Origin of the sequence: Intrasporangium chromatireducens Q5-1 (genome assembly GCF_000576575.1) — a bacterium.
Classification (GTDB): Bacteria; Actinomycetota; Actinomycetes; order Actinomycetales; family Dermatophilaceae; genus Intrasporangium_A; species Intrasporangium_A chromatireducens.
In genome coordinates, this window is sequence record NZ_AWQS01000479.1 from 1 (window position 1) to 1,266 (window position 1,266).

1 protein-coding gene is annotated in these 1,266 nt (G+C 69.3%); it reads right to left on the bottom strand.

Going from position 1 to position 1,266, the window contains the following annotated elements; all coding sequences use genetic code 11:
• Positions 1 to 140: 140 nt before the first annotated feature.
• Positions 141 to 1,142, bottom strand: a complete 1,002-nt coding sequence (locus N864_RS22340; RefSeq protein ID WP_155893073.1) for a hypothetical protein — start codon at positions 1,140 to 1,142, stop codon at positions 141 to 143.
• Between the last annotated feature and the right edge of the window lie 124 nt (positions 1,143 to 1,266).

A 1,266-nucleotide genomic window follows, 5' to 3' on the forward strand; every position in this document is an offset into this window, starting at 1 on the left:
CACCAACCGACGAAGGGCCACGAACCGACGCGAGGCGGTGAGCGGCATACCGCTCCCTCTGTATGCCGCTCAGCCGGCTTCCGGGGCACCCTCAGTCCCAGCGGAGTCCCGTGACGTGGGAAACGCGCCTCGGCTCCGGCTCACGCCGCCCGGGGACGACGGGGCGGCGCGAACTGGCGAGGCGCCAGGAACTGCGGCGCAGCACCGATGAGGTCGAGCCCGCTCGGGTCGACCCCCAGGGCGACGGCGAACTCGCGCAGCTTTGCGTCGCGCGCGGCCGACTCGAACACGTCGTCCCTGACGACGACGATCACGATCCAGTCATCGTCGACGAGGCCGAGACGGCGAGCCTCGTCATAGGCCTCCTGCTCCGCACCGGAGTGGAACTCTCGACCGTTGAACTCCCCCACCACGCGCTTGCGTTTCCACACGAAGTCGCTCCATGCGAGCCACAGGCCGTCGCGGCTGATCACATGCTGGTTGAGCCCCGGCTCGGGCAACCCCGCCCGAACGAGCATCAGCCGCGTGCGAGTCTCCATGGGAGAGCGGGAGCCGACTCGGACCCAGATGAGCGCGTGGCTCAGCGTGACCTTGCCACGTGGTCGGCAGCGCCGCTCGAGGGCGGCCTTCAGCGGCCGTCGCGAGCCCAGCCTGTTGACGATCACATCCCCGGCCACGACCAAGTCGTCGAGGCCGACCGGTTTCAGCGGCCCTACCAGCTCACCGAGATCCACCCACGTGTCGGGGGCCGCGACGACGGGCAGGCCATGAACCATGACGACCTCGCGCAGCTCCAACCCGCGGTGCCCCGCAACGCCATCCCGGCGGACGCGGTTGGCGGTCGTCGGTCTGATGATGTGCAGCCGGGGGTCATCCTCGACCGAGTAGGACAGCGGAATCCCCAGCAGCTGGGCGGCGGTGATGTGCGAGAAGGCAAAGTCGCCGACCACGCCGGTGGCAAAGCTCCGGGCTCGATCGAGGAGCGTCTCCGGCACACTCCACGACCTGACGCCTCTCGTCGGCACCGACAGCCCCGGCCCGCGCAGCCACCGCTCCGACAGCCCGGCGGCAAGGGCATCAGCGACTCTGAAGGGACCCGACTGCAAGGACATCGGGATCGACGCTGGCATCTCGAACTTCATCGCCCGAGCGTGCTGCACGACAGAAGGCCGGCCAACCGGGGTTCACTCCTCTGTGGAGGGCCACGGAACCGCGCCAAGGCTGTGGACAGCGTCCTCGTCGGTTCGTGGCCCTTCGTCGGTTCGT